The sequence below is a fragment of the Psychrobacter sp. WY6 genome (genome assembly GCF_018448495.1).
Classification (GTDB): Bacteria; Pseudomonadota; Gammaproteobacteria; order Pseudomonadales; family Moraxellaceae; genus Psychrobacter.
Map to the genome: position 1 here is coordinate 2,301,065 of NZ_CP049902.1, position 21,766 is coordinate 2,322,830.

Annotated in this window: 16 protein-coding genes and 5 pseudogenes; 4 read left to right on the forward strand and 17 right to left on the reverse strand. The window is 42.7% G+C overall.

All coding sequences use genetic code 11. From position 1 onward, the window contains the following. Nucleotides 1-13 precede the first annotated feature (13 nt). Nucleotides 14-715 (forward strand): serine hydrolase, encoded by a 702-nt coding sequence (locus tag G7Y90_RS11470; RefSeq protein ID WP_250162416.1) that lies wholly within the window; start codon nt 14-16, stop codon nt 713-715. Nucleotides 716-1,059: 344 nt separating this feature from the next. Here G7Y90_RS11470 and G7Y90_RS11475 read toward each other — a convergent pair whose 3' ends face one another. Next, nucleotides 1,060-1,533: a hypothetical protein gene (locus G7Y90_RS11475; protein WP_250162417.1), complete on the reverse strand. Its 474-nt coding sequence runs from the start codon at nt 1,531-1,533 to the stop codon at nt 1,060-1,062. Beyond that, a pseudogene (locus G7Y90_RS11480) lies at nt 1,533-2,230 on the reverse strand (IS1 family transposase). The gene G7Y90_RS11475 and the pseudogene G7Y90_RS11480 overlap by 1 nt, the downstream one beginning before the upstream one ends. A 694-nt stretch (nt 2,231-2,924) precedes the next feature. Between G7Y90_RS11480 and rsmA the strand changes: the two are divergent. Next, nucleotides 2,925-3,787 (forward strand): annotated as a pseudogene (rsmA, locus tag G7Y90_RS11485) (16S rRNA (adenine(1518)-N(6)/adenine(1519)-N(6))-dimethyltransferase RsmA). A 96-nt stretch (nt 3,788-3,883) separates the two neighbouring features. Then, complete coding sequence (locus G7Y90_RS11490) at nt 3,884-4,726, forward strand: symmetrical bis(5'-nucleosyl)-tetraphosphatase (protein WP_201560235.1); 843 nt, start codon at nt 3,884-3,886, stop codon at nt 4,724-4,726. 79 nt (nt 4,727-4,805) lie between these two features. Here the strand turns inward: G7Y90_RS11490 and G7Y90_RS19140 are convergent, their stop codons facing one another. The 15 genes and pseudogenes from G7Y90_RS19140 to G7Y90_RS11565 form a co-directional block, all read right to left on the reverse strand. After that, the gene (locus tag G7Y90_RS19140; RefSeq protein WP_250162418.1) at nt 4,806-5,906 is read right to left on the reverse strand and encodes a transporter-like protein; all 1,101 of its coding nucleotides are present in this window, start codon (nt 5,904-5,906) and stop codon (nt 4,806-4,808) included. Further along, nucleotides 5,869-7,080 (reverse strand): transporter-like protein, encoded by a 1,212-nt coding sequence (locus G7Y90_RS19145; protein WP_502937432.1) that lies wholly within the window; start codon nt 7,078-7,080, stop codon nt 5,869-5,871. Before G7Y90_RS19145 ends, G7Y90_RS19140 begins: the two co-directional genes overlap by 38 nt. A gap of 81 nt (nt 7,081-7,161) precedes the next feature. Continuing rightward, on the reverse strand, nt 7,162-7,305 hold the full coding sequence (locus G7Y90_RS19150) for a hypothetical protein (protein ID WP_250162419.1): 144 nt from the start codon (nt 7,303-7,305) through the stop codon (nt 7,162-7,164). Between the two features lie 405 nt (nt 7,306-7,710). Next, nucleotides 7,711-9,495 carry an acyl-CoA dehydrogenase C-terminal domain-containing protein gene (locus G7Y90_RS11510; protein WP_201560237.1) on the reverse strand — a complete coding sequence of 595 codons (1,785 nt, stop codon included), beginning with the start codon at nt 9,493-9,495 and terminating at the stop codon, nt 7,711-7,713. Nucleotides 9,496-9,796: 301 nt separating this feature from the next. Next, nucleotides 9,797-11,586: pseudogene (locus G7Y90_RS19155) on the reverse strand (acyl-CoA dehydrogenase C-terminal domain-containing protein). A 391-nt stretch (nt 11,587-11,977) separates the two neighbouring features. After that, complete coding sequence (locus tag G7Y90_RS11520; protein WP_349773342.1) at nt 11,978-12,997, reverse strand: putative bifunctional diguanylate cyclase/phosphodiesterase; 1,020 nt, start codon at nt 12,995-12,997, stop codon at nt 11,978-11,980. Nucleotides 12,998-13,142: 145 nt separating this feature from the next. Further along, nucleotides 13,143-13,409, reverse strand: a complete 267-nt coding sequence (locus G7Y90_RS11525; protein ID WP_250162420.1) for a hypothetical protein — start codon at nt 13,407-13,409, stop codon at nt 13,143-13,145. Nucleotides 13,410-13,462: 53 nt separating this feature from the next. After that, nucleotides 13,463-13,684 (reverse strand): hypothetical protein, encoded by a 222-nt coding sequence (locus tag G7Y90_RS11530; protein WP_250162421.1) that lies wholly within the window; start codon nt 13,682-13,684, stop codon nt 13,463-13,465. A gap of 54 nt (nt 13,685-13,738) precedes the next feature. Then, nucleotides 13,739-14,594: pseudogene (locus tag G7Y90_RS19160) on the reverse strand (16S rRNA (uracil(1498)-N(3))-methyltransferase). A 210-nt stretch (nt 14,595-14,804) separates the two neighbouring features. Continuing rightward, nucleotides 14,805-15,644, reverse strand: a pseudogene (locus tag G7Y90_RS11540) (methylenetetrahydrofolate reductase). Between the two features lie 13 nt (nt 15,645-15,657). Next, nucleotides 15,658-17,079, reverse strand: a complete 1,422-nt coding sequence (gene ahcY / locus G7Y90_RS11545) for an adenosylhomocysteinase (RefSeq protein ID WP_250162422.1) — start codon at nt 17,077-17,079, stop codon at nt 15,658-15,660. Nucleotides 17,080-17,472: 393 nt separating this feature from the next. Continuing rightward, entirely contained in the window at nt 17,473-17,766 is a 294-nt protein-coding gene (locus G7Y90_RS11550) for a TonB-dependent receptor domain-containing protein (protein ID WP_349773422.1), read from the reverse strand. A 58-nt stretch (nt 17,767-17,824) separates the two neighbouring features. Next, a complete protein-coding gene (locus tag G7Y90_RS11555) occupies nt 17,825-18,487 on the reverse strand; it encodes a TonB-dependent receptor domain-containing protein (RefSeq protein WP_250162423.1) in 663 nt (220 codons plus the stop codon). A gap of 222 nt (nt 18,488-18,709) precedes the next feature. Then, nucleotides 18,710-19,015, reverse strand: coding sequence for a TonB-dependent receptor (locus G7Y90_RS11560; protein ID WP_250162424.1), 306 nt, complete (start codon nt 19,013-19,015; stop codon nt 18,710-18,712). Then, the gene (locus G7Y90_RS11565; RefSeq protein WP_250162425.1) at nt 19,003-19,263 is read right to left on the reverse strand and encodes a hypothetical protein; all 261 of its coding nucleotides are present in this window, start codon (nt 19,261-19,263) and stop codon (nt 19,003-19,005) included. The genes G7Y90_RS11560 and G7Y90_RS11565 overlap by 13 nt, the downstream gene beginning before the upstream one ends. Nucleotides 19,264-19,787: 524 nt before the next feature. Here G7Y90_RS11565 and G7Y90_RS11570 point away from each other — a divergent pair. Beyond that, on the forward strand, nt 19,788-21,686 hold the full coding sequence (locus G7Y90_RS11570; protein WP_250163979.1) for a mechanosensitive ion channel family protein: 1,899 nt from the start codon (nt 19,788-19,790) through the stop codon (nt 21,684-21,686). Nucleotides 21,687-21,766: the final 80 nt, after the last annotated feature.

Here is a 21,766-nt window from a genome sequence, read left to right on the forward strand (position 1 = left end):
AAACAATAAAGAGTTGCTTAGTTGTTATAAATCTTGGCAGCCAGTCTTTTCTGTCAACTCAAAGCGTTTATATTCCAATGCCAGCATAGGATTGTTTGGTTATATATCGGCATTGAGCATGGATGCTGATTACACACAATTGATGGAAGAAAAAATACTGCCGTCACTCAATATGCCCAACACCTTTATCAATGTGCCTAATGACAAAATGGCGGATTATGCGTTTGGTTATAATGCTGTTGGCGATGCTATCCGAGTCAATCCTGGCATGTTAGACGCTGAAGCCTATGGCATTAAATCCACCATTAAAGATATGACGCAGTTTATGGCGGCGAATATGGGGCTGGTGCCGCTGGATAAAGATATTCAGCAAGCGTTAGACAATAATAGAAAGGGTTACTATCAGGCGAGTACTTTTACCCAAGGGTTAGGATGGGAGATGTACTCTTATCCTACTCAGCTAAATACCTTACTCGAAGGTAACTCAATGGATGTGGTGCTAAAGCCTCAAGCCATTAAAATAGACAATCATCCAACGTCTATTTTAAACAACGTCTGGGTCAATAAAACAGGCGCTACTAATGGGTTTGGTGGCTATATCGCTTATATTCCTGCCGAAAAATCAGGCATTGTCATTCTGGCAAATAAAAACTATCCCAATGCAGATAGGGTCAAAGCAGCGTATACGATTTTAGAGAGTGTGATAACTCATTGATTAAGCATGAGTCACAAAGCAACCTTATAAAAACGACCTCCCACTAATAACCCAGCTAGATGCTGGGTTTTTTACGTTCAACTTTTAAGAGCAACCTTCCACCAAATAAATCGCTTCTGGTATACCAATATCTATGCTTTCTACCTCACCTTTTAATAGGTTTTTATGCTCTGCTGTCCACTCAGTCGCCTTAATCATAGAATCACTCAGCTTTTGACCACCCTTGACATGATATTCAATTTGTAGGGGTAACTTATCCTGTTTATTATTAAGCTCAATATTGTCATCTTTTAAGAATTCTCCAAGTGGGCTTTCTTTTATTACCTTGAAATTGACATTAGCAATCAGGTTATAGTAGTCACCATCAACCGCATATTATCGATCTCGTAGCTAAGCTCGTCATTATGTGCTTTCATAACGTCTGTAGCGGAATTGCCAACGTTGATGTCTTTATAAAACGGGATACTTGGATCCTGAATATTAATCAGGGCAACCTTGTTGTCTATGATTTGATACAGCACAGAAGCACGTTTACCGTACTTTTTATCGATATAGCTCAGCTCTGGATTACTGACGTAATAGCATTTTTCGTTATCGCTCTTGGCTTTGGTCATTCCTAGGCTGCTTAGTAGTTCAGGAGTAATAACCTGACCAAAGCTTAGTTTCTGATACCCTGACGGGCTGACGATTTGTTCATCAGCTATATCTGTCGCTTTGTTAGTTTGGGCTTCATCTATAGCACTTGTATCTGTAGGTGCTGGATTGACAGGCATCTCATCATTCTCGATCAGGTGGTGTTCTAAAAAGTATGCCGGCATCAGACGTAACCATAATTGATGTAAAAGAACACCATATCAAACACTTTGAAGTGATTATCGAGCTTCTTAGAGAAACAACAGGTTTTTCTAACCGCCCGACGCAATCGGTGTCTAAGACGGCAGTTATTACCTTCAATTCCTACCGTATGAGATTTGCTAACTCGTTTGTGGTCAAATTTAAAGGCGGTTATAAAACTGTCCCAGTTGTCCATACTGATAGAGCCATAGCTGACTTTAAGCTGCTTGAGACGAGCTCTTAACTTCTTAGCCGTTTTTAAGTCGCGTCTGCCCCAAACATAAGCAACATTCTCATTAGTAACGCGATCATAAGCATAAATAAGCCAAACTTTACGCTTTTTGCGATACACGTAAGTCCAGAATTCATCAACCTCTAAGCGTTCATAGTAGCGCTTCTTAGGCGTAATCTTATAAACAGATGAGCCTATGGTGCTCAATACTTTACCGATACTGAGGCTATAACAGCTATGTCTCTAACGCCGCAGCCTCTAACTGTCATGAGCCGTATAAGCTCTTCCACTTTAGAGTGACAGCCGTTATAAGTTAATGCATGGTCGCCAATAAACTGACGTTTGCAGTCCTTACATTGATAATTCTGCTTGCCATAGATTTTTTTGCCATTTTTCTTTAGACTGGGACTGTGACAGTCGGGGCAACTGATATCTATTTGTGTCTTCATAACCTCAAATATATCATCTTGCTTTGGCTGTCACCCTCCTTTTATCTCCTCAGCATACTTTCTGATACACCACCCTCGATCATATCTTTGTCTATATTATTCGTTTGTGTAGTGTCATCGTTATTTGTAGATGAGGGCTGTAAGTCACAGCCTGTCATCAGTTGTACAGCAGCGATTAATAAAGTAGAAGCCATTGCCGTTCTAATTATCGGCAATGATGATTTTGAATGAAAAGTTAACATGGCTCAATTCCTGAATTCAGATCATTGATATTAATATATACCTCAATGAACCTTGTATAAACTGTTTTTCTTATGCTCAATTTCATTTAAGATAACGTCTAATCGGTGCGTCTATAGCGCACTAAAGACGAATAGAATATGTATGGTAAGCACACCATAAAGTACACCGTGAGTATTTCAGTGAGTTAAAACATTGATATCACTAGCCTACAGCAAAAGCTTCAAGTCCTCACTAGGGAACCATGCTTGCTCTCATAATAGTCTTATAATAAATGATTTTAGAACAAAAAAAGGCTCTGCGTCGGTTGCGCTAATGTATGGGTGGTTTAACAATAAAATATCTCAAAAATACAGTGCAATTATGAGCTGTGTTATAATTCATCATTATAAAACTAGCACATTGCTGGCATTGCCTTATCGACCCTCTCTTTTTTATCTATGAAGACTTTTTTATGTCCAAAACATCGTTTGATGCTCAGTCTATTACCAACAGCCTACGCGCTGCCAAACACCAACCACGTAAGCGCTTTGGTCAAAACTTCTTACATGATCGCAGTGTCATCCGTGAGATTGTTGAGAGCATTCGCTTAGAGCGCGATGACAATTTGATTGAGATTGGGCCAGGGATGGGCGCACTGACTGAGCCATTATTGGCAGAAGTGGATGCGATGACTGTGGTCGAGCTGGATCGTGATTTGGCAGATAGCCTGCGTATTCGTATCGGTGCCAACAGCCATCGAAACTTTACGATCATCAAAGACAATGCCATGCATGTCGACTATCGCGAGCTGTATAGCGATGAGCGTGGCAAGCTCCGTGTGGTTGGTAATCTGCCGTATAAATTTCTACGCCTATCTTATTTCATTTGCTCAGTTATGCCGATGTGATTCAAGACATGCACTTTATGCTGCAAAAAGAAGTGGTCGAGCGTATTACGGCGGATGTCGGTAGCAAAACTTATGGTCGCCTGTCGGTCATTATGCAGTATCATTGCCATACCGATTATCTACTGACCGTACCACGTGGTGCTTTTAATCCGCCACCAAAAGTAACCAGTGCGGTTTTTCGTTTGACGCCGCATATTACTAAGCCAGTCGTCGCAGAGGACGAAGAATATTTCGCGCTTGTGGTACGTGAAACCTTTAACCATCGTCGTAAGACGTTACGTGCCATCTTTAAAAAATCAACGTTGCTACCGACATTGAGCGAAGAAGATTTTGCAGCGTGTAGCATTGACCCACAAGCACGTCCTGAAGTCTTAAGTGTGAAAGATTTTGTGAATTTAAGCAATCAAGCGCGTAAAGTAGAGGTTTAAATCGAGTTACTGCCGATTCGTCGTCAAAGACATTTATATGGAAATGACGACATAAAACTTTCACATAAAAATATCACGTAAAAACACTGAGGATTTATGAGCTTTCGCCATCAGTATGTCATCGGTGACCTGCAAGGTTGCTATGCGGCGTACCTTCATTTACTTGAAATATTGGATTTTGATCCTGCACAAGACAAGCTATGGTTTGCAGGGGACTTGGTGGCACGTGGTGAAGATTCGTTAAGTACCTTGCGTCATGTCAAAGCACTTTGCGAGCAAGGGGCAGCCGCGACAGTACTCGGCAATCATGATATCAATTTGATCGCTGTCTGGCGCGGTGCGGCAAAGATTAAAAAAAAGGATCAGACAGCGCCCATTTTTGCTGCCGATGATTGCGATGAACTGCTTGAATGGTTACGTCATCAGCCAGTATTGGCTTTTCCTGATGAGCAGACGGTATTGGTTCATGCTGGCATTCCACCGCATTGGACGGTTGAGGCGGCCGCAAATCACGCGCAGCAGTTAGAGTCACAACTGCAAGGTAGTTTAAAACAGCTGGATCGTCTATTGCCGAATTTATATAGTAAGACTGCTGATGATTGGCATCCAGATATTAGCGGCTTTACCAAAATGCGTGCAATTGCCAATTATTTCACTCGTATGCGGCTGTGCAAACAAGACGGCACGTTAGAATTTAGCTTTGCAGCAGGGTTAGAAGCGTCTATGCCAGAGGGTTTTTTGCCTTGGTTTGAATGGCAAGTACCGCGGACTCGCAAGGTATTATTTGGGCATTGGGCAGCGCTGAAAGGTGAGGTAGACTTACCGTATGCGCGTGCACTTGACGGCGGCTGCGTTTGGGGTAATGATCTATTGGCTTATCGCTTGAGTGATGGAAAAATCATCAGGTCAAGTGCGCACTGCTTACAGCCAGAAACATAATATTAGGGCATGGACTCATTTCTATCTCCGTTTTAAAATGAGGTCATGTCGCAACTATTTGGCTTATCCAAACGATTTATTAAACCACCAAAACCTTCCCATTAGCTGGGTAGGTTTGGTGGTTTTTTGGGTTTAGGTAGTGAGGTTTTAGCATCGCTCGCAGCCTTTTTTCAGGGTTGCTGTTATCGCTTTCAGGATGGGCAATCGCCTCATTACCCTCAGTAAAGGCGTTATGCGCTTTATCATATTGAATATCACTACTATAAGGGACGCTATTGAGCTCCTCATCTATCAGCCCATCATCGAGTTCAATGGTTTTTTTGGTACTGATATGATTGGTGGTGCTGTGTGTTTCCCGGCTTTTTAGCGCAGCGTCAGTGTCAGCATTTGAGATGTTATTATCGTAATCTATGTCTGTGATAGCCTGTTCATTTTGCATGCTTTTTTGCTTGGATTTAGGTAGGATTTTTACATCAGACAAACGGCGCACTACATAATTATTGGGAATAGTTTGTCCTCCTTTATGAGCGCTGGTATCGTCAAAAATCATATGTCCTTGGCTGTCGATACGAGCATACTTCATTGGCTTATCACGTGGCCAGAAAAAGTCTGAAGGATGGGTAAGCATATGGCTGAAAAGCTGCTTGGTTAAACGACTCCACTCCATGAATTTGACTTCTTTAGAGCGCAGTGCCACAAATAAGGCGAGCGAGAAGCTGACCATGAGGTTCACCATGCCGATAAGGGCAACGCCTAAAATAGAAATAAACACAATCTGCCAATCCCACTGGTTGGCAGATATATTAAACAGTCCATGCGCCAAATTCGCCGAGGCAAACGCAATGTGGCGAATATCAATCGGTAAGCCAAATAAATAGCCAATTGTTGCAGTACTACCTAAGAACACCCCGAACAAGAAATTGCCCATAATGGCGCCAAGGTTGGCTTCTATAAAACCGCCTAAACGCTGTAACCAAGTTTTTGGTAGTAGGTATTGAAGTAGTTTGTGGCGCTGAATACGGGCACCGATTTGGTTGTAGACTGCCAAGTTATCGTAGTAACCAGCAATAAGACCCGATAAAAATAAATAGACGCCAGCAATGGCCGCGTGGGGCAATGCCAGTGAGTGAAAGGGGTCAAGATCATGCAGTAAGTGTGCAGCCTTGTCGGTATTGATCATCGCGCGCACCAGTATATTGTAGCCATGCAAAAGAGATAATCAGAGCGACTGGTATCGCTAGCATAATATTACCCATAATCGCCACAAACTGGGTACGTAAAATATCGACCACCAATTCTGATAATTTATTTAACTGGTGTGACTTTTTGCCAGAACCGTCCGAAATAGTAGAGGCGATTGCCGCCGCCGTCATAGCAGGCTGTTTGGTAGCAACCGTACCATGAACGATATGGATAAAAACAAAACCCAATCCATAAATCATACTATTGACAAAGGCGCGTCCCATCGGTGCGAGGGCTAGGTTATAGGCTAATATCTTAAGCGTTGCCATAAACGCAATAATAAAACCACCGATAGAGGCTTTCTTGAACATTTTTTGGTAGCCCGATTTATCGGTACTAATATAATGTTCACCCACGCGGCTGGCATTTTCAGTGACTTTGCGCGACAGCAGCTTGGTATTATTATCAATTAAGTATCCGATACTATAACGGCGGCTCGCAGTGGTAATCAGCGCTTGAATCAACTCAATGAGCGCCTGATCACGCTTATCATAATTATCTGCTACCAGTTCAGTTAGGATGCGCATACGTTGCAAGCTTTGGTCTAAACGCAGCATCATGTTGGTCAGGCGAATAGAGATTCCTGTTTTATAAATGCGCTTGCGTATGGTGGCAACGATATCTTCGCATTGTTCAATCATGACCAATAACGGCGCAGGATCTACCGCTTTTTCGGGCGTAATATCCGTTAAAGTATCAAGCTCATGCGCTTCTCGGTACTGATTGACGTATAAGACCGCCTCTTGATTTTGTGCCACAAATGACGCTGAATAATTCAGCATTTGCGGATAAAATTCCATCAAATCTGGATGCAAGCCAATACCGCTGATACGGTATGACAAAATGATAATCGCGTTCAAAATACTGTTTTTTGCTGTCGCAACTAAGTTTAAATGCTGCTCATCGACTTTGAGTAGCTCAACCAGTTCATCCCATTTGTCTTTTTTAATATTGGCAAGCCAGCGCTCATCATAGCGTTTATCAAATAAATAACCGACCAATTCTACGACAGAATCTTCTTGTGGCAGTAGCGGTAAAAAACGGTGCCCGATAAGGCGACGTAGACTATTAAAAAAGCCCTGAGATCCGACATGATGCCGGTATCGGTATATAAAGCAATTTGGCGATTAATAATCAGTTTTAAGACGAAACTTGACAGTCCATCTGCATATTCTGGATGTTGACGTAAAATATCAATCAGCTCTTGAATGTTTTGATTGGCTAATGTGGGCTTTATCACTCACTCGTAGCTCATCGATTAGGCGCTTGAGTACCGCAGGATCTGGCACATCACTTAAGGCTGTAATCTGTTGTAAAATGTGTTTTATTTCTGACACATTGCATCCCTTGTGGTGGTTATTTCAATCATTGTTATTATTGAGTATGAGCAAAGATATAAGTGCTTTGAATGGCTATATTGGCTATCAATGTCGCGATATCTACCACGATTGATTGTTAGGTTTTTAATTTACAGCTCACTAATTTGGAAATTATTGGTTCAGAGCTTATTGGTTTCGGCGTTAAAGATATTTGTACCAATCTTAATGTTGTGACTTTGCGTTATTTTAATCGTAACAATGCCTGAGCGGTTAATTATTTTGTTAGCAGTTATTTTGTGGCGCTCATTATATCGATTGTGGAAACCATCACTGTGATGATATTTTTGGCAAAAAAAGGGACAGTAGCGTGACTGTCCCCTTATCGTAGTGCGGTATGGCTTACTTTATTATAAAAGTAAGAAATTAGCTAGCAGGTACATCAAAGTAGCTAAGATCAAAGTTCATCATTGGATCACTACCAGCTTGAACCATTTGTGCATGAGCATCAATGCGTGGCAAAATACGCCCGACGAAATAATCGGCAAGCTTGGCTTTATTGGTATAAAACTCACCTTCTTTACCGTTAGCGGCTTCTACCATCAACGCAAACATGTACGAATAAGCGAGGTAACCAAAGGCATGCATGTAGTCAACGGCACAGCCATTGACTTCGTTTTTACGCTCGCCAATGTTGCTAAGCACAGTGTTAGTCAATGCTTCAATCGTGTCAGCAGCATCTAGCGTTGCTTGCTTGATACCATGATCTGCTTGCATGTTATTGACAAAATCACGAATTTCACCTAAGAAATGAGTGACGTATTTGCCGTTATTTTTCGCCACTTTACGACCTAGTAGGTCAAGCGCTTGAATACCATTGGTGCCTTCATAAATCTGGGCAATACGGGTATCACGAACGATTTGCTCCATACCCCATTCGCGGATATAGCCGTGACCACCAAATACTTGCTGGCAATCAATGGTGGCTTCTAACGCTTTGTCAGTCAAGAACGCTTTAGCAACAGGCGTCAATAGGGCAACACGCGCGGCAGCAGCTTGAGCGGCCTCTGGATCGGTACTAAACTTCTCCTGATCAAGATTTTTGGCAACGTACATCGCAAAGCAACGTGACGCTTCAGTATTGGCTTTGGCATTTAATAGCATACGGCGTACATCGGCATGATGAATGATGGCATCTGCTGGTTTTTCTGGGCTTTGCAGTTGGGTATCGCTACGACCTTGACCACGATCATTGGCGTATAGCGCTGCGTTTTGGTAAGCAAGCTCAGAACCACCAAGGCCTTGCAGACCCATGGTGACACGCTCATAGTTCATCATAATAAACATTGATGACAGACCCGTGTTTTCAGCACCAACCATCCAGCCTTTAGCGCTGTCAAAATTCATGACACAAGTGGCTGAGGCTTTGATGCCCATTTTGTGCTCGATAGAGCCGACTGCTAGCGTGTTACGCTCGCCTAAGCTACCATCTGCATTGACCAAAAATTTTGGTACCACAAATAGCGAAATACCTTTTGAGCCTTCTGGCGCGTTAGGGGTTTTTGCCAATACCAAATGAATGATGTTTTCGGTTAAGTCATGCTCGCCGCCAGTAATAAAGATTTTGGTACCTGAGATATCATAGCTACCATCATCGTTAGGGATAGCTTTGGTTTTGATGATACCTAAGTCAGTACCAGCATGTGGCTCTGTCAAGCACATGGTGCCCGCCCACTCGCCGTTGTACATTTTTTCTAGGTAAGTTTGCTTTTGTTCTTCAGAAGCCGCTGCGTTTAGGCACAGTGTTGCGCCAACGGTTAGGTTAGGGTAGAGGGCAAACGATTGGTTGGCAGTGAATACCATCTCTTCAGTCAGCATGGTCACCATTTTTGGGAAACCTTGACCACCGTATTCAGCGTTACCGCTTAAGCCAACCCAGCCTGATTCAGCATACTGCTTATACGCTTCTTTAAATCCAGTAGGAGTCGTGACGACGCCATTACCTTCAAAGGTTGCGCCTTCTTCATCGCCGCTGCGGTTGATTGGCAAAAGAATATTTTTTGACAGTTTTGCCATTTCTTCCAAAATCATATCGACTGTTTCCATATCGACATGAGCTAAGTTTTCGTTGTTTTGCCAAAATTTAGGCGCGTTAAATACATCATTTAAGATAAAGCGCATGTCATTCAGAGGGGCATTATAAACAGCCATAAACATTCCTTTGGTTCAAATAAATAAAATTAAAGTTGTTAAAGATATCAATTGTTCTTTTGGTCTAACCTTAGCGGTTAATAATCAAAGTTTAGCAAATAAGCTTGCGCACGGGTGTGTTTCTTCGTGAATTGTGCGTACACCAAAAGTATTGATAAAGGATAGCCTTTATAAAAATAAGGATAGATTTTTGACAGTGTTAACTCTACTCGTTATTAATTTTAATAGCGCTAAGAAAATCGGCAACACACCTGAGTATGTTGCCGATAAAAATACAGTATTAGCAGTATTTAACGTCTAATTAAAAAGCGAACTGATCAACGTCCATGCTCATGTATGGTTCAACACCAGTGCTGATACGCTGTACGTGAGTGGTGGTACGTGGCAATAGCTTAGCAAAGTAGAACTGCGCGGTTTTTATTTTCGCGTCGTAGAAGGCTTGTTCGCTAGTACCGTTAGCAAGTTCAGTTTGTGCTACTAATGCCATGCGTGCCCAAGTAGGCTAGCGTTACATAACCGCTGAAATACATGTAATCAACCGCAGCGCCGCCGACCGCATCTGGGTTTTCAGTGGCTTGCATGCCGATGCGTGCAGTCAAATCACCCCATTCTTTAAGGTGTTTGGCAAGTGGGCGAATAAACTGACCCATCTCATCGTTTTCTTGTTTTCTTCACAGAATGTCTGAATGATTTTGACAAAGTTTGCAAGCAGTTTGCCTTGTGAGCCCAATACTTTACGACCTAGTAGATCGAGTGCTTGGATTTCAGTGGTACCTTCGTATAAGCAAGCAATACGCGTATCACGCACGTTTTGCTCCATGCCCCATTCGCTGATAAAGCCATGACCACCATAAACCTGTACGCCATGGTTAGCCGCTTCAAGACCAGTTTCAGTCAAGAACGCTTTAGCAATAGGTGTCAATAGTGACAACATTTGATCAGCAAATTTAAGCGCATCGCCTTCGCCTTTTGCAACAGTATCGGCAAAATGTGAGAGGTAATAGACCAAAGCACGACCGCCTTCAGCAAAGGCTTTTTCAGTCAAGAGCATGTTACGAACCGCTGGATGAACGATGATAGGGTCAGCGACTTTTTCAGGGGCTTTAACACCAGATAATGAACGCATTGCTAGACGATCTTTGGCATAAGTCAATGAGCCTTGGAACGCATATTCTGCTGCTGTTAAACCTTGCACTGCGGTACCAATACGCGCCACGTTCATAAAGGTAAACATGCACTGTAGACCACGGTTTTCTGGGCCAATTAGATAACCCGTTGCGCCATCAAAGTTCATCACGCAAGTGGCTGAGGCTTTGATACCCATTTGTGTTCGATAGAGCCACAAACGACGTTATTGTTTTCACCTAGGCTACCATCTTCGTTGACCGTTACTTTAGGAACGATAAACAGTGAGATGCCTTTTGTGCCAGCAGGCGCGCCAGGTAGACGAGCCAATACAATGTGAATGATATTGTCCGTTAAGTCATGCTCACCCGCTGAAATGAAGATTTTTTGACCAGTGATGCTATAGCTGCCGTCTTCTTTAGGCTCGGCTTTGGTGCGGATAATACCCAAATCAGAACCCGCATGTGCTTCAGTCAAGCACATGGTGCCTGACCATTCGCCGCTGACCATTTTTTCTAGGTAGGTTTGTTTTTGCTCGTCCGTACCGTGATGCTCGATGGTTTGAATCGCACCATGTGATAAACCAGGGTACATAGAGAATGACCAGTTCGCTGTACCAACCATTTCATTAATGACGGTCGATAATGAGAACGGCATGTTTTGACCACCGAAGTCTTCTTCAGCAGATAAGGCTGGGAAACCAAGCTCACAATACGCTTTGTATGCTTCTTTAAAGCCCTTTGGCGTGGTCACTTGACCATTGTTAAACTGGCAGCCTTCAGCGTCACCACTTTGATTCAATGGTGATAGCTCATTTTCAGCAAAGCTTGCCGCCATTTCAAACAGGCTGTCCATTAGCTCGCGATCCGCTTCTTGGAATGCTGGCAGGGTTTTATAATGGCTTTCGCTGTCGAGTAACTCATGCATCACGAATTGAATGTCACGTAAGGGCGCTTTGTATTGCATAACTTCCTGTCCTTTTGAGAATATAACCATCATCATCAAGGGTAGGCACATGACTGCACTGTTATTTAATGCACAAGTCCAGCCCATATTAATCTAACAGCCCAAATAAATGCTAGGCAATAATGCAGATTGACGATGTTGTCGGCTATATAAAATAGTATTGAAAAGAATGGCGATGGTCAGAGTAAGCTTGAAACTTAATAAGCTCTAACAAATTCACTATAAAAGATAGGCTTTCAGAGGGGATTATACAAGTTTGGTGACAGCACTGATAAGTCATGAACCTATCTTGCATCGGTTATACAATCGACGTTAGGCGTTAAGAGGAAACGCGAATAACCATATGAAAATACTCATGATACTGGATGAATAAACATTCGTTAAAGGGGGTTTATTTGGCGGCGTACTGCTGAATCAACATCTCAGTCGCAGCCTCTGCTGGCACTGGTTTGCCAAACCAATAGCCTTGTCCCTGTTGACAGCCCATTTTTAGCAACACATCTCGCTGTTGTTCAGTTTCGATACCTTCGGCGACTACCTGCATATCAAGTGCCATTGCCAAGTCTAAAATAGCTTTTACAATGGCATGTTGGGTACGATCGGTGTCGATGTTGGATATAAAACTTTTGTCAATTTTAATAAAATCAAACGGATATTCTTGTAAGTAACTCAAAGAAGCATAACCGGTGCCAAAGTCATCCAACGCCAGACAAATTCCCAGCTCTTTGAGCAGAGTAAGCTGTTTTTTGACATTTGCATGACGCTGAATTAACGATGATTCAGTGACTTCAATATGTAGCTGATGCGCAGAAATACGGTGTTGCACCAGTAAATTGCTCACCATCTCAGAAAACTCAGGGTGGCTAAATTCGGCGGCATCTGCATTGATACAGATATGCTGACAAAATCCTTGCTGTTGCCAAGTCGATAACTGCTTAGCTATTTGAACCGCCATGTGCGAGAACAGCTCAAACGACAGTTTATGAGTGATAATGGCATTGATAAAATGTATCGGCTTTAGCAGTCCGCGAGTCGGGTGTTGCCAACGTACCAGCGCTTCAAAACCAATAATGATGCCAGTAGCCAACTCAAACTTTGGTTGATAATAAGGAACAAACTGATTTTCAGTGGTGGCGGCTCTAAGTTCCGCCTCTAACTGCAAGCTACCCGCAGTGGCTTCGTCAATGGCCGTATCATACCAGCAAATGTCATCACCGCCTTGCTGCTTGACATAATGCAGGGCTTTTTCAGCCTTGGTCAATAATCCTGTCACTTCGTCGTCGTTAGTGGGAAAGTAACTGACCCCGACGGAAATATGACAATAAATCTTGGCATCTGTCGCAGTATTTTCATCTAAGGAGAAGGGGCGTTCACACATTTGCATCAAGCTATCTAGCTGATGACGTACCATGTTAGCGTCATTGGATTCGAATAATAACGCAAAATCATCGCCGCCAAAATGGGAAAAACACTGTAAATTATCGAGCTTGAGGTTCTTCAGGCGTGTGACAAAGTTTTTACCAAAGTGTTGATGCCATCAGGGCCAAGTAAGCTTGCTAGATTGCGATAACGGTCAATATTAAGCGCACAATCACGACTTCTTGATAGCTGTCCAACAATAGGTCGCTGGTCTGACTCAAGAAAACCTTACGGTTTGGTAACCCAGTCAATTGATCATAATTGAGCAAATGCGCCACTTGCTTTTGATCCTTGACGACCGAGGACATATCACGCACCATACCGATATAGTAAGTCTTATGATTGACACAGATTTTGCGATAAGTCATGTGACAGTCAAGTATTTGTCCATAACGGTTCGGCATCGAAAAGTCGTTTTCATAAAAACCATTGCAGTCTAGATGGTTAGTAATATCTGCTAAAACGGCTCTTTCTTCATCTGATAAAAACTCTGCCGCATAAACACCAAGTGGTCGCCAAGCAAAAATGACTCACTGTAGCCAATGATAATCTCAACTGGCATTGACCGATAGATAGCGTAAATGGACATCCAAGATGAATATTGCATCATCAAGCTGCTCACATAACTCGGCCAGCAGTTGCTGTTTGTCTGCGATGGAAATAGGGGCGAAAGCAGCATAGTTGGACTCATCACGTCGAAATGGAACAGCAATTAGGATTACGCATATGGTATTTACTCATAATAGCTCAAAGCATGCAGAGTCGCCAACGCCACCACGGGTGCGGTCTCGGTGCGTAAGACTCTTGAGCCAATTTGCCAAGGTTCAAAACCAGCCTTCGCTGCTTGCTGGCATTCATCAACACTCAGACCGCCTTCAGGGCCTATTAGCAGCTCAATATAAGGAGACTGTTGCGTTAAGACTGTTGGTAGCGACCTAGGCATTGCTGGTTGTCCTGCAGCTGGTACGCTCAGTTGCAGACGCAAATCTGCTGGTTGTTGTAATATTTGATAATAAGGGTCTTGGCTAAGGGTTGTGACAATAGTACTGGTAGTAGGAGGGCGAACGTCCATTTGTGAATCGGCAGAGTGAGTCACTGACTTTTGTAACCAGTCATTTATGGACACAGGCGCAATAATAAGCGGTGGACGGTTAAGACCGCATTGTTCAACGCGGCAATGGCAACTTGCTGCCAATGTGCCAGTTTTTTTTCTACTTGGGCAGGCTTTAGATTGACCTCGCCATGATGGCTACGCAATTGAATGGCAGTGACACCAAGCTCGGTGGATTTTTGAATCGCATAGTCCATGCGTTCACCGCGGCTCATCACTAGACCGATTTTAGTGAAGACAGCGGCACTTCGGTCAGTATCTACATGTGCTAATAATGTCACAGTGGCGTGTTTTTTACTGATGACCTGTAGCTGCACCTGATACTCGCCGCCAAAGCCATCGAATAATATGCCTTGATCGCCAATATTGGCACGTAATACACGGCACCAATGATGGACGATACTCTCTGTTAATTCGGCACTATCCCCAATAGCCAAGGTGCTAAGTTGAGGATGGAGTGAGCTTTTTCATCACTGATGTCATTGCTGGTGTCATAAAAAAAACGTCGCACAGTTGCTTAGTCCTATTGTTTGAATATATATTTCAAATATCTTAGCAGAATATCGTTTGAGAGGGTAAAGGGATTATCTTTAGTAGAATTTGCATTAGTGCAATTCTTATACCAAAAGACTGGCGCTCCTAGGAACGCCAGTCTTTAAAAAATACATTCGATAAATATGATGAGTAATTAAGCTAAGCCGAGTGCTTCAACCAAGCGCTTGTTTGGCTCAACCTTATTCATGCTATAAAATGCATGGCAGGTACGCCCTCAGCAATTAAGCGCTCGCATAAACGATAGACGACATCAAAACCAAATTCACGAATGGCTTTGCGGTCATCACCAAAGTCAGACAACTGCTTACGTACATAACGCGGAATATCAGCGCCACAGCTATCGGCAAAGCGTACCAAATTACTTGAGTTAGTAATTGGCATGATACCAGCGATTAAAGGCTGAGCAACCGTATCGATACCACGCTTCTCAAGGTATCTCGCAAATATAAGTAACTATCAGCGTTATAGAAAACTGGGTAATCGATGCATTAGCACCCGCTTGGTATTTATTGACCAAGTTGTCAATATCAAACGCAAAGCGCGCTTGTGGATGCATTTCAGGATACGCTGCGACCTCGATATGGAAATGATCGCCTGAATGTTCACGGATAAACTTAACCAAGTCTAACGCAAATGGTAGCTCGCCCATACCAACCTGACCTGATGGTAAATCACCACGCAACGCGACTAAGCGCTTGATGCCCAAACCTTTATACAGATCGAGCAATTCAGCGATTTCCGCCTTATCATCACCGATACAAGATATATGCGGCGCAATGTCAGTCTCACCGCGTGCGCACAGGGCTTGAACGATATCTAAAGTGCGATTTCGGGTTGAACCACCAGCACCGTAGGTCACCGAAAAATACGCAGGTGATAGCTTATTCAGCTCATCATAAGTACTGAGTAGTTTTTCATGACCTAGCTCGGTTTTGGCAGGAAAAAACTCAAAGGAGAAAGCAGGCTTAGTCACAGTCTGGCTCCTTTTAGTATTTGTAAGCGTCAGGCTTAAATGGACCTTCGACAGGCACACCCAAATACTCTGCTTGTTTTTCAGTCAGCTTAGTCAACGTACCGTTAAAGCCAGAAACCATCGCCGCAGCGACTTCTTCGTCGAGCTTCTTAGGCAGTACTTTTACATATAAATTGTCAGTACGTGCGTCGGCTGGCAAGTCAGCAAACTTTTCTTCGAACAGATACATTTGTGCCAATACTTGGTTGGCAAATGAGCCGTCCATCACGCGCGATGGGTGACCAGTGGCATTACCAAGGTTAACCAAACGACCTTCAGCAAGCAAAATCAAATAATCATTTTCGTCGTCCGAGCGGAAAATTTGATGCACTTGTGGCTTAATCTCAACCCAGCGCCAGTTATCACGCATGAATTGGGTGTCGATCTCAGTATCAAAGTGACCGATGTTACAAACAACCGCACCAGGCTTAAGGGCTGCTAGCATATGTCTGTCACAAACATGGTAGTTACCAGTAGTAACAATCATGTCAGTGTCTTCAAGCAGACGGGTGTTGATGTTTTCTGCGCCGCCAGTGTTATCACCATTGATGTAAGGTGACAATACTTCAAAACCGTCCATACATGCCTGCATGGCACAGATAGGATCAACTTCTGAGACACGTACGATCATGCCTTCTTGACGTAAGCTTTGTGTAGAGCCTTTACCCACATCGCCATAACCGATGACCAAAGCGCGACGACCAGCAAGGAACATGTCAGTTGCACGTTTGATAGCATCATTTAAACTATGACGGCAGCCGTATTTGTTGTCGTTTTTAGACTTAGTAACCGCATCGTTAACGTTGATAGCGGGAACTTTAAGTGTGCCTTTATTTAGCATTTCGACTAAGCGATGGACGCCAGTAGTGGTTTCTTCTGAGATACCATGGATGCTGTCAAGAAGCTCGGCATAATCATTATGAATCAATGCAGTTAAATCACCGCCATCATCTAAGATTAAGTTGGCATCCCAAAGCTGACCTGACTCTTCGCCGCCAACGTGGATTTGTTGACGTAAGCACCATTCGTACTCTTCTTCAGTTTCGCCTTTCCAAGCATAAACAGAGATGCCAGCAGCAGCAATAGCCGCAGCAGCATGGTCTTGGGTTGAGAAGATATTACATGAGGTCCAACGTACTTCAGCACCTAGCGCGACTAGTGTCTCGATAAGGACGGCAGTCTGAATCGTCATGTGGATACAGCCAGCGATTTTTGCGCCTTTAAGCGGCTGATCGGCTTCGTAGCGACGACGCAAACCCATTAGGGCAGGCATTTCAGCTTCGGCAAGGGTAATTTCACGGCGACCGTAGTCAGCAAGGCTGATGTCGGCGACTTTATAGTCAGTGAAAGAGGGGTCGATCGTATGGGCAGATGGGGTGTTAGACACTGCGTCCATAATATGCTCCTATCAGTGGTTAAGGTATGATAAAAAGAATAAAAACGCAGGTGCCGTTGTTTGCGCTGTGAGCGACCAAAATAGGGCGATCGACAGTTAACCGAGCCTAACATAATGATTGATTAACATGGCTTTGAAGCCTAGATGCAATAATCAATTATTATGGCGCAACACCTCTCGGAGGGTGTCATTGTAATAGATGACAGATAAAATGTCACCCATAAAAAAGACCATCAATAGATGGTCTCTTTTAATAACAGAACGAATAACTCTAGTACCAGTTATAAGTTAATGAGGTGAAGAAGTTAGTGCCGTCAGTATTATAACCAGGGGCTGTTACATATTTTTCATTGAACACGTTATTTAAACGTGCAGTCATAGATAGGTTGTCAGTCAGTTTGTAATTACTACTAATATTACTAAATTATAACTCTCAACTTTCGTATCATTAGTAGCGTCATAATAATAATCATCCACGTACTGGTATTCAGCACGGATATCTAGATCTGATAATTGATAGCCGACATAGACCAAGCCTTTATGTTCAGGACGAATAGCTAGTAAGTTACCATCATTACCAAGTCCACTATCATTTTCGGCTTTCTGGTAATCATAGCTTAAGCCAAATAAGTAATTATCAATATTCCAGTCAGTGCTTAAAGTAGCACCTCTTTTTGCTGATTCAATTTTTCATTTTGTGAACCAGACCAAGAGATAAGGTCATCAACTGTATTATGATAGCCTGTCAAGCGCGTAGATTGAAGCAAAGTATCATACTCAATAAAGCTTCATAGTTGTCACTGGTTTCAGGCTTTAAGTTTGGATTACTTCCCCAACTAGCTGGAAATAATTGGGTAAAAGATGGTACGCGATAACCTTTAGCATAATTCGCTCCGACACGTAATTCAGGAGTGAAGTGATAAGCGGCGCCTAAGTTATAGGTGGTTTCACTATCAAAATCAGAATAATCATCATGTCTAACATTAGCCTGAGCGTCTATATTATCTTTAGATAGAATATATCCTAGATAACCACCAGTAACTTTACGGTCATCAGCTTCATAAACACTAGAGTCTAACTCTTGTTTTAGGTGCTCAATACCATAAACAGCAGTACCAATAGGTAACTTATAATCACCTGTTAAGGTGATCTGCTGTTGAGTGGTATCATATTTATCTGGATTGCCCACTTTGGATTCATATTCATAGGTAGAAGAGTCGGCAACACTGTATCCATAAGCTAGCTTAGCTGTTTTTTCAGCATCTTTGTACTGGATATAGGCGCTAGCAACCCCGTTTTTTTGATTGACATAAGCGTCATGTAGAGCTGTTTCTAGCTTTTCATAGGGAGATTCCCAGTTATACTGATCTGCTGAATCAATATCTGTGGTTGAGTCAGTATAAGCCAAATACCTACCGTGACCGCTTCATTCATTTTGGTTAAGATTCAAACTATAGTTATTGCTCTTAAATCCATCATCGTCTTTATTATAACCATAGCCATCGGGAGCAACGGCGCTAAAACCCTTGATTTCATTACGGCTAGCAGAGACTTAGGCTCGTACCTTGATCGTTTCTGAACTGTGCAGTAGCACCATATAGGTAATGGTCGTGAGAGCCTGCTCCTGCAGTTACAGAAAATTGATTTTTTTCAATATTAGAGCCTTTTGTGAATATTGAATCACGCCACCCATGGCATCAGCACCATACATACTTGAGCCTGAAGCACCGTATAATATTTCGATACGTTCAATTTGCTCAGCAGGCAATAAACTTAATGCTGCACCGCCATCATCAACAGAGCTATAACGTATCCCATCAACTAAAACTAAAATCTGTCTTTTGTCATAACCACGAATGTAGAAGTTGCCAGTAGTTCCCATGCCACCGTTAGAAAAGTTACTAAAACCTGGTTGCCGAGAGATTATATCTTGCACGGTTTGACCTTGATAACGCTGTTCTTCGCTATCAATAACCTTGTTTGGGCAATGGTATTGCTGATTTTGGTAGGGGTGCGGGTAGCTGTTACAACGATTTCATCGAGTTCAACTTGTGGTAGCTCGCTATCGCTAATAGTAGCAACGTCAGGTGTCACTGCCATTGCTGTGTTAACCGCAAGTAAACCTAGTGCGCTTAAGATACTCAAACGAAGGTAGGTACGTGAAGATGAACGTGATAAAGACATAGTCAATTCCAAAATAATCATATTAAAAAATGCAGCGAAAAAGCAACCATATTGACGTTAATATGGCTAAAAATTACAAAAAACAGTGGACAAGCAAAACTGCGTTCATTATCTACAAAACAGACCGCTTTATAAACCACTTTAACCTAATGTTTATTCACGATAAGCTGAGGAGTTTTCATGATAGATTGCGGTTTACTCATTTAACGATTATCACTCTCATTCATAGTAGGCATTGAGAAGGAGTATCGTGAAAGGTGATAAAAAATCAGAAGCCATAAGCAAAGGTGAGAGCAGATAACTCACATAGATGACCATAAAAACGTGTAATCAAAAGCACTGCTGTTATAAATAATTGCTATTATGGGGAAGTGCTCATTTGTTCTTCGTTGTACCATTCATAATGCTAAGAGGTTTGTTTTGTCTATTAAGTATCGCCTGATTCCTATGATTACCAGTCCCGAGTTGTCTTCACCATACTCAATCATCAAAATGCCACTAATGGCAATTTTGTTTTGCTTGTGATGCTGTTGAGTGCGTTGTTACCAAATAATGCATTTGCTGCTGAAGCTAGCGCACTGGGGATGGGTGGCAGTACCAGTGAGGAGTCGGCGAGTACGCCGATACCAGATTCATTCGGACGCGATACACCGCGCCATACCGTACAGGGCTTCATCAGTGCGTTAGGTGAAAATGACTATCTGCTGGCGAGTAATTATTTAAACTTATCAAAGTCTGACAATCCAACCACAATCGTTCGTCAATTCAAGCAAGCGCTGGATGCAGGCGGGCGTTTTCAGCCTGATTTGCAGATTAATAATACGCCTGAGGGCAATCTAACTGATCAGCTACCGCCAAGCCAAGAAAACGTCGGTGCGATTAATGTGGGTGAAAAAAGTGTGCCACTGATACTTGAAAGAGTGGTGTCTAAGCAAGGAGAGCAGTACTGGCAGTTTTCTACGGATACGCTTAGCTCAGTACCAGAAGTCATAGAAAATACCGAACCAACGTTAGTGTCTCGCTATACTTTTGATTCATTAGAAGGCAAAAAGCTGTTTGGCTATCAAGTGGCGGATTTAGCCGCAGCGTTAATGATGACTGTCGGCAGCTTTGTATTTACTTATATCATGGTATGGCTGCTGTACCATCTATTACGAATCGTCTATCCTCGTGTACGCGGCGTACCATTGCCATTACCTGATAAGGTCGTATTGCCGCTGGCTGTGGTCATTATGGCGCTGATATTGTCAGAAGTGATGGTATATGCGGGCGTGTCAGTGACGCTGCGAGAACCGGTCAATCGCTTTACTGAGATTGCATCTTGGCTTGCATTAACTTGGTTGCTGCTACGAGTCATCGATGCCATATTCACTCGTGCGGTAAATTTAAGTTATAAGAAAAACTATACTGAACGGGTCTCTATCTTGGGGCTGCTACGCAAAGTCGTCAAAGCGTTGCTGCTGATTTTTGCTGTGATTGTTATCTTCGGTAATTTGGGTTTTGATTTGACCACGGGTATTGCCGCCTTGGGTGTGGGTGGTTTGGCATTAGCACTGGGGGCGCAAAAAACCATCGAAAACCTTGTTGGTAGTGTCGTGGTCGTGGCGGATTCGCCCGTACGTATTGGTGATTATTGTAAGTTTGGCACTTATGAAGGCACAGTCATTGATATTGGTATTCGCTCATCGCGTGTGCGCACCTTGACGCGCACTGTTGTGACTGTACCAAACGGTGATTTCTCATCCATGCAGATTGAAAACTTTACGTCCCGCGATATGTTTCGCTTCTTCCATCAGTTATATATTAAACGCACTGCTGATATTGATGTGGTCTTTAAGATGGTTAAGGACTTGGATGAGTTTATAGATGAGCATTATTTGACCAACCAAGAATGGAATCAGGTCAATATTTTAGAGCTACGTCAAGACTGCTACATCATTCAATTACAGGCGTATGTTAATGCTAATGGCGTGACTGAGTTCTATGACAAACAGAACGTTTTGTTTGTTGATTTATTGAACCAAGTGGCGAAATATGATGTCGAGCATGCCTTGCCAACGCAGCAGCTTATTGTCAATCAAACTGAGCTTGAGCATCACATAGAAAACGAAATTGAAGATAAGAATAAGGAAGGTAACGTCGCTGAAACGACAAAAGACATGTCAAACGATGACCATGCTGATGATGATGATGCTAGCGACAATAAGGATAACAGCAACGATGATAAGCATGCCGTGGACTTGAGTAAAGGTAAAGATAACGTCAAGACAGATGAAAAAGGCAGCCAGCGAACCTCTAAATCAGTCAAGAGCAAAAAAGACAATGCGTTAAAGGCATTGAGAAATAAAAGTCGGATGATAAAGAAAATCAAGTTCAAGTACGCAAAAAGAAAATCTGGCTTTTCTATATGGAATCAGCCATAAAATTATGGATTAAAAACGGTATAAGATAAGCACTTGAGGTAAGTACCAAGCGTTTATCTTATACCATTCACAAAAATTAG